The sequence below is a fragment of the Roseiarcus sp. genome, from assembly GCF_049514155.1.
GTDB lineage: Bacteria > Pseudomonadota > Alphaproteobacteria > Rhizobiales > Beijerinckiaceae > Roseiarcus.
Window position 1 is genome coordinate 1 of sequence record NZ_JBEKVH010000193.1, and the last position, 6,247, is coordinate 6,247.

Sequence of the window (6,247 nt, forward strand, 5' to 3'; positions counted from 1 at the left end):
GTGCGCGCCACCGCGCCCGGCATGTTGGCGACGCAATAATGCACGACGCCGTCGACGACATAGGTCGGGTCGGAGTGGGTGGTCGGCTTCGAGGTTTCGCAGCAGCCGCCCTGGTCGATGGCGATGTCGACGATCACCGAGCCCGGCTTCATCGTCTTCAGCATCGCGCGGGTGATCAGCTTCGGCGCGGCGGCGCCGGGGACGAGCACGGCGCCGATGACGAGATCGGCGCGGGTGACGAGATCGGCGATCGCGGCGCGGGTCGAGTAGATCGTCCGCAAGCTGGTGCCGAACTGCGCGGCGAGGCGGCGCAGCGTGTCGCTCGACTTGTCGACCACCGTCACGTTGGCGCCCATGCCGAGCGCGATCGTCACCGCGTTGGCGCCGGAAACGCCGCCGCCGATGACGACGACTTCGGCCGCCGGCACGCCGGTCACGCCGCCGAGCAGCACGCCGCGTCCGCCTTGCGCCTTCTCCAGCGCATGCGCGCCGACTTGCGGCGCGAGGCGGCCGGCGACTTCCGACATCGGCGTCAGCAACGGCAGGCCGCCGGTCGGCGAAGTCACCGTTTCGTAGGCGATGCAGGTCGCGCCGCTGGCGATGAGGTCTTTGGTCTGGGCGAGGTCGGGGGCGAGATGGAGATAGGTGTAGAGGACCTGGCCGGCGCGGAGCTGCCGGCGCTCGGCGGCGAGCGGCTCCTTGACCTTCACGATCATGTCGGCGCGGGCGAAGATGTCCTCGGGCTTGTCGATCAGCGTCGCGCCGGCGGCGATATATTCTTCGTCGGCGAGGCCGGAACCGACGCCCGCGCCCTTCTCGACCAGCGCCTTGTGGCCGTGATGGACGAGCTCGGCGACCGAGCCGGGCGTCAGGCCGACGCGAAATTCGTTGTCTTTGATTTCCTTGGGAACACCGACGAGCATGGCAGCCTCCACCTTCCAAGGTCGGCATCATCCCGTAGGTTGCACGAAATTTATAGCCCAAGTTGCAGTGTTATTGTACCGTGTCGGCAGTTCGTGCGAACAATTGCGCGGTTTGGAGCGTATTATGCGAATCGAGGATATCGACGACCGCGACCGCGCGATCCTGCGCGAGCTGATGCGCGACGGCCGTCTCACCAACGCCGAGCTCGCCGATCGCGTCCACCTGTCGCAATCGGCCTGCCTGCGCCGGGTGCGGATGCTCGAGGAGAGCGGCCTCATCGCCGGCTATGTGATGCTGCTCGATCCGGCGGCGGCCGGCCTGCCCGGCGCCGCCTTCGTCTCGGTGACGCTCGACCAGCAGGGCCGCGGCGCGCTCGACCGCTTCGAGACGGAGGCGCGCGCCCATCCCGAGATCATCGAATGCTATCTGCTCGCCGGCCCCGCCGATTACCTGCTGCGCGTCGCCTTTCGCGACGCGCGCGACTTCGAGCGCATCCACACCGACATCCTCACCCAATTGCCCGGCGTGTCGCGCGTGCAGTCGACCATGACCCTGCGCACGGTGAAGAAGACGACCGCCTTGCCGCTCTAAAGGCGGCGCGCTAAGCAGGCCCCGACTGGCCCGCCCGCCGGTCGCGAGGATCCGCCATGACCCAGTCCGCCGCCGACATCGCCAAAATGCCGTTCGAGGCGGCGCTCGCCGAACTCGAATCGATCGTCGACAAGCTGGAGAAGGGCGCGGTCGCGCTGGAAGACTCGATCAAGCTCTACGAGCGCGGCGAATCGCTGAAGAAGCACTGCGACGACTTGCTCAAGAACGCCGAAATGCGAATCGAAAAGATCGCGCTCGGCGCTGATGGCAAGCCTAAAGGCGTTACACCGCTCGACGGCGAGTAAAGAAACTGTCGCGAAGCTGACAAGATCGTCAGACTGACCCTGCTAGTGCGCTGGAAATGCGGCTATTTCCGTCACGCGCCGAATTTTGGTCACACTTTGTTAACCATAAGGGCCGCAAACATCTTGAGCGTTGTTAACCTTTGTCCGGGCCGCGATTCGCGCCTCGGGCGCGAAAAAATGGAAAAGGGCGGACTTCCATGCGAACAATCGCTTTCGTTACCCAGAAGGGCGGATCGGGCAAGAGCACATTGGCTTCGTCGTTGGCGGTGGCGGCCAAGGACATCGGCGAGCGGGTCTGCGTCATCGATCTCGATCCGCAGGCCTCGTTGCTGAGCTGGTCGAAGACCCGCAACCAGCAAGACGTCGCCGTGATCCCGGCGACCGCCGCCAAACTTCCGGTTTTGCTCAAGGAGCTCGCCAAGAAGGGAATCACCCTGGCGATCATCGACACTCCCGGCGCCGACGGCGCCGCCTCGATCGCCGCGATGCGCGAGGCCGATCTCAACATCATCCCGTCGCGGCCGAGCATCTTCGATCTGTGGGCGAGCGCCCAGACTCGCGCCGCGCTCAAGGCGACCAAGAGCGAATTCGTCTTCATGCTCAACCAGTGCCCGCCCGCCCAGCAGACGGCGCGGGTCGACAACGCGGTCGAGGCGCTGGAGGAGATGGGCGGCCTGATTTCGCCGCTGGTGCTGGCGCGCGTCGACTATCAGGAGGCGGCGCGGCACGGCCTCGGCGTCACCGAGATCAATCCCCACGGCGCGGCGGCGCTGGAAATGCGCCAGCTGTGGTCGTCGATCAAGCGCCGCCTCGCGCGCGGCAAGAGCGCGCCGACCGCCCGCGCGGCGTGACGGCATAGCGCCCTCGCGCCCGCGTCGGTCCGGCGTCAGCCGCCGATGCGGGTGCGGATCGTCTGACCGCCGCGCTCGATCGTCAGATCCCACAGGCGCGGCCGCTGGCTCGCCGCCGCTTCGAGGTCGCGGGTCGAGCCGATCTTGGCGCCGTTGACTTCGCGCACCACGTCGCCTTTCTGAATGCCGAGATTGGCGGCCAGCGAACCCGGCGCGGTCTCGGCGACGACCACGCCGTCGTCGACGTTCTGCAGCGACAGTTCTTCCGACACCGCCGGCGAGACGTTCTCCACCAGCGCGCCCTCGAACGGCGAGCGGCTCTTGATGCGGATCGCGTCGCGCGGCGGCGTTTCCGGCGCCGCAATCAGCTTGACCGTCGCCGTCACCGTCTTGCCGTCGCGCAATGCGGTCACCGTCGCCGCGCCGCCGAGCGGCTGCACGCCGAGGCGGAAGCCGACGCCGCCGGCGTCGTCGACGCCCTGGCCGTCGATCGCCGTGACGACGTCGCCGCGCTTCAAGCCGCCTTGGTCGGCGGGTCCCTCAGGCGCGACGCTGGCGATCAGCGCGCCGGCCGGCCGTTCGAGGCCGATGGAATCGGCGATGTCCTTGGTGACGTCCTGCAGGGAGGCGCCGAGCCACGGCCGCCGCACGACGCCGCCGTGCTCGGCGGCGTAGATGACGCTTTTGACCATGTTGACGGGAATCGCGAAGCCGATGCCGACGCTGCCGCCCGAGCGCGACACGATCGCCGAATTGACGCCGATCAGCCGGCCGTTGAGATCGACCAGAGCGCCGCCCGAATTGCCGGGATTGATCGCGGCGTCGGTCTGGATGAAGAAGCCGTAGTCGTTGATGCCGATCTGGGTGCGCGCGAGCGCCGAGACGATGCCCTGCGTCACCGTCTGACCGACGCCGAACGGATCGCCGACCGCCAGCACGATGTCGCCGACCTCGATCGCGTCGGAATCGCCGAGCTCCAGCACCGGGAAACGCTCCTGCGACTCGATCTTGAGCACCGCGAGGTCGCTGTGCGGGTCGCGCAGCACGATCTTGGCCGGGAATTCGCGCCGGTCGGAGAGCGCGACCTTCACGTCGGTCATGCCCTCGATGACATGATGGTTGGTGACGATCAGGCCGCTCGGATCGACGATGACGCCGGAGCCGAGCGACTGCGCGACGCGCGATTCTTCGCCCTGGTCGCCGAAGAACTGGCGGAAGATCGGGTCGTCGAACAACGGGTTGCGCGCCTGCCGCTCGACCCGCGAAGCGTAGACGTTGACGACCGCCGGGCGGACCTTCTTGACCACCGGGGCGAACGACAGATGCAGCTCGGCGGCGCTCTGCGGCGCCGTCTTGTCGGCCGTCTCGGCCGGGGCGGCGGCGACGGCGGCGAGGCTGACGGCGAAGGCTAGGACGAGGCGGCGCAAGGCCAATCTCCGGCTCGGGCGAGGGGGTCCTGATATAGGCCGAGGCGGCGCCGGGACCAAAGATTAAATTGGTCGCCGCCGTCTTGCGCGCGTCGGCCCGCCGCCCAATGTCATGGTCCGCGGCCCGACCGTCCGGCGCCGCGGTTTCTCAGGGGAGGCTCGTAATGGGCACGGCGCGTACGTATGGCGGCTCGGACGACGCGCGCGCGTACGCGCCGGGCGAATGGGCGAACCTATGGCGGCGCGGCCGCTCCTGCGCGAGCCGCTGGACGCTGTTCGAGCTGGCGACGATGGTTCTCGGCTTCATGGTCTTCTGGCCGATCGGGCTGGCGGTGTTCGCCTACAAGATGTGGCAGCGCAAGTCGGGCGCCGACGATCTGCAGACGGTCGTCACGGCGAAGTGGAACGAGGCGCGCGCGAGCTGGACGCGGTCTTCCGGCTGGAGCTGGAGCCCCGCCGGGACCGGCAACGCCGCCTTCGACCAATGGAAGGCGGCCGAGCTCGCCCGGCTCGAAGCCGAGCGGCGCAAGCTCGAAGACGCCGCGCGCGAGTTCGCCGAATTCCTCGACAATATCCGCCACGCCAAGGACCGCGAGGAATTCGACCGCTTCATGGCCGAGCGCCGGGCGAAGCCGTAGACTTCCCCTAACCCTCTCCCGCTTGCGGGAGAACGCAGCGCGAAGCGCCGGATGAGGGCCTGCGCCTCAGCCCCCGAACACCCGCGCGAAAATCGCGTCGACCTGCTTGAGGTGGTAGCCGAGGTCGAACAGCGCCTCGAGTTCGGCGGCGCTGAGCCGCTGGGCGACGTCCTTGTCGCCCTTCAGCAGGGTCAGGAACTCGCCCTCGCCGCGCCACACCGGCATCGCGTTGCGCTGCACGATCGCATAGGCCTCCTCGCGCGAAACGCCCTTCTGGGTCAGCGCCAGCAGCACGCGCTGCGAGTGGATGAGGCCGCCGAGCCGGTCGAGGTTCTTGCGCATGGCGTCGGGATAGACGAGCAGCTTGTCGATCACCTCGGCCAGCCGCGCCAGGGCGAAATCGAGGGTGATCGTCGCGTCGGGGCCGATCATCCGCTCGACCGAGGAATGCGAAATGTCGCGCTCGTGCCACAGCGCGACGTCCTCCAGCGCCGGCACGACCGCCGAGCGGACGATGCGGGCGAGGCCGGTCAGGTTCTCGCTCAAGACCGGGTTGCGCTTATGCGGCATCGCCGACGAACCCTTCTGCCCTTCGGAGAAATATTCCTCCGCCTCCAGCACCTCGGTGCGCTGCAGATGGCGGATCTCAGTGGCGAGCCGTTCGACCGACGACGCGACGACCGCGAGCGCGGCGAAGAAGGCGGCGTGGCGATCGCGCGGGATCACCTGGGTCGAAACCGGCTCGACCTTCAGCCCCATCATCTTCGCGACGTGCGCTTCGACGCGCGGGTCGATGTTGGCGAAAGTGCCGACCGCGCCGGAGATCGCGCAGGTCGCGATCTCCTCGCGCGCCGCGACCAGCCGCGTCCGCGCGCGGGCGAACTCGGCATAGGCGAGCGCGAGCTTGAGGCCGAAGGTGGTCGGTTCGGCGTGGATGCCGTGCGAGCGGCCGATGGTCGGCGTCAGCTTGTATTCATAGGCGCGGCGCTTCAGCGCGGCGAGCAGCGCGTCGACGTCGGCGATCAGGATGTCGCTGGCGCGGGCAAGCTGCACCGCCAGGCAGGTGTCGAGCACGTCGGAGCTGGTCATGCCCTGGTGGACGAAGCGCGCCTCGGGGCCGATGAACTCGGCGAGATGGGTGAGGAAGGCGATGACGTCGTGCTTGGTCACCTTCTCGATCGCGTCGATGCGCGCGACGTCGAACGTGACGCTGCCCGCTTTCGCCCAGATCGCCTTCGCCGATTCCTTCGGGATGACGCCGATTTCGGCGAGCGCGTCGCAAGCGTGCGCCTCGATCTCGAACCAGATGCGGAAGCGCGTCTCAGGCGCCCAGATCTTGACCATCTCGGGGCGGGAATAGCGGGGGATCATCGGCGTTTCCTTGGACAAGGGCCGCGAGCGGTCTATAGGAACGCGGCGAAAATTTCGACCCCCCTGCGCCCGCGCCGTCAAGGCCCCCAAGGTAGGCGCGCATCCTGGAGACCAGACGCGTGGCCTTGCAGCGAACCGAC

At 68.0% G+C, this 6,247-nt stretch carries 7 protein-coding genes; 4 read left to right on the top strand and 3 right to left on the bottom strand.

What is annotated here, in order from left to right:
- Positions 1–923: alanine dehydrogenase (ald, locus tag ABSF49_RS19295; RefSeq protein WP_424114263.1), on the bottom strand; the 923-nt coding region annotated here is incomplete at its 3' end.
- 124 nt (positions 924–1,047) lie between these two features.
- Here ald and ABSF49_RS19300 point away from each other — a divergent pair.
- The 3 genes from ABSF49_RS19300 (at position 1,048) to ABSF49_RS19310 (ending at position 2,671) form a co-directional block, all read left to right on the top strand.
- Positions 1,048–1,515 (top strand): Lrp/AsnC family transcriptional regulator, encoded by a 468-nt coding sequence (locus ABSF49_RS19300; protein WP_424114264.1) that lies wholly within the window; start codon positions 1,048–1,050, stop codon positions 1,513–1,515.
- Between the two features lie 56 nt (positions 1,516–1,571).
- Complete coding sequence (locus ABSF49_RS19305) at positions 1,572–1,820, top strand: exodeoxyribonuclease VII small subunit (RefSeq protein ID WP_424114265.1); 249 nt, start codon at positions 1,572–1,574, stop codon at positions 1,818–1,820.
- 197 nt (positions 1,821–2,017) lie between these two features.
- Positions 2,018–2,671, top strand: a complete 654-nt coding sequence (locus ABSF49_RS19310; protein WP_424114266.1) for a nucleotide-binding protein — start codon at positions 2,018–2,020, stop codon at positions 2,669–2,671.
- 35 nt (positions 2,672–2,706) lie between these two features.
- Here ABSF49_RS19310 and ABSF49_RS19315 read toward each other — a convergent pair whose 3' ends face one another.
- Positions 2,707–4,098, bottom strand: a complete 1,392-nt coding sequence (locus ABSF49_RS19315) for a DegQ family serine endoprotease (RefSeq protein WP_424114267.1) — start codon at positions 4,096–4,098, stop codon at positions 2,707–2,709.
- A gap of 164 nt (positions 4,099–4,262) precedes the next feature.
- Here ABSF49_RS19315 and ABSF49_RS19320 point away from each other — a divergent pair, with 164 nt between their 5' ends.
- A complete protein-coding gene (locus ABSF49_RS19320; protein ID WP_424114268.1) occupies positions 4,263–4,736 on the top strand; it encodes a DUF2852 domain-containing protein in 474 nt (157 codons plus the stop codon).
- 66 nt (positions 4,737–4,802) lie between these two features.
- Here the strand turns inward: ABSF49_RS19320 and purB are convergent, their stop codons facing one another.
- Positions 4,803–6,107, bottom strand: a complete 1,305-nt coding sequence (purB, locus tag ABSF49_RS19325) for an adenylosuccinate lyase (protein ID WP_424114269.1) — start codon at positions 6,105–6,107, stop codon at positions 4,803–4,805.
- Positions 6,108–6,247: the final 140 nt, after the last annotated feature.

What these genes read in the sequence shown, in the direction of transcription:
- ABSF49_RS19300 (WP_424114264.1), top strand. Translation starts at nt 1,048, where the DNA reads ATGCGAATCGAGGATATCGACGACCGCGACCGCGCGATCCTGCGCGAG.
- ABSF49_RS19305 (WP_424114265.1), top strand. Translation starts at nt 1,572, where the DNA reads ATGACCCAGTCCGCCGCCGACATCGCCAAAATGCCGTTCGAGGCGGCG.
- ABSF49_RS19310 (WP_424114266.1), top strand. Translation starts at nt 2,018, where the DNA reads ATGCGAACAATCGCTTTCGTTACCCAGAAGGGCGGATCGGGCAAGAGC.
- ABSF49_RS19320 (WP_424114268.1), top strand. Translation starts at nt 4,263, where the DNA reads ATGGGCACGGCGCGTACGTATGGCGGCTCGGACGACGCGCGCGCGTAC.
- purB (WP_424114269.1), bottom strand. Translation starts at nt 6,107, where the DNA reads ATGATCCCCCGCTATTCCCGCCCCGAGATGGTCAAGATCTGGGCGCCT.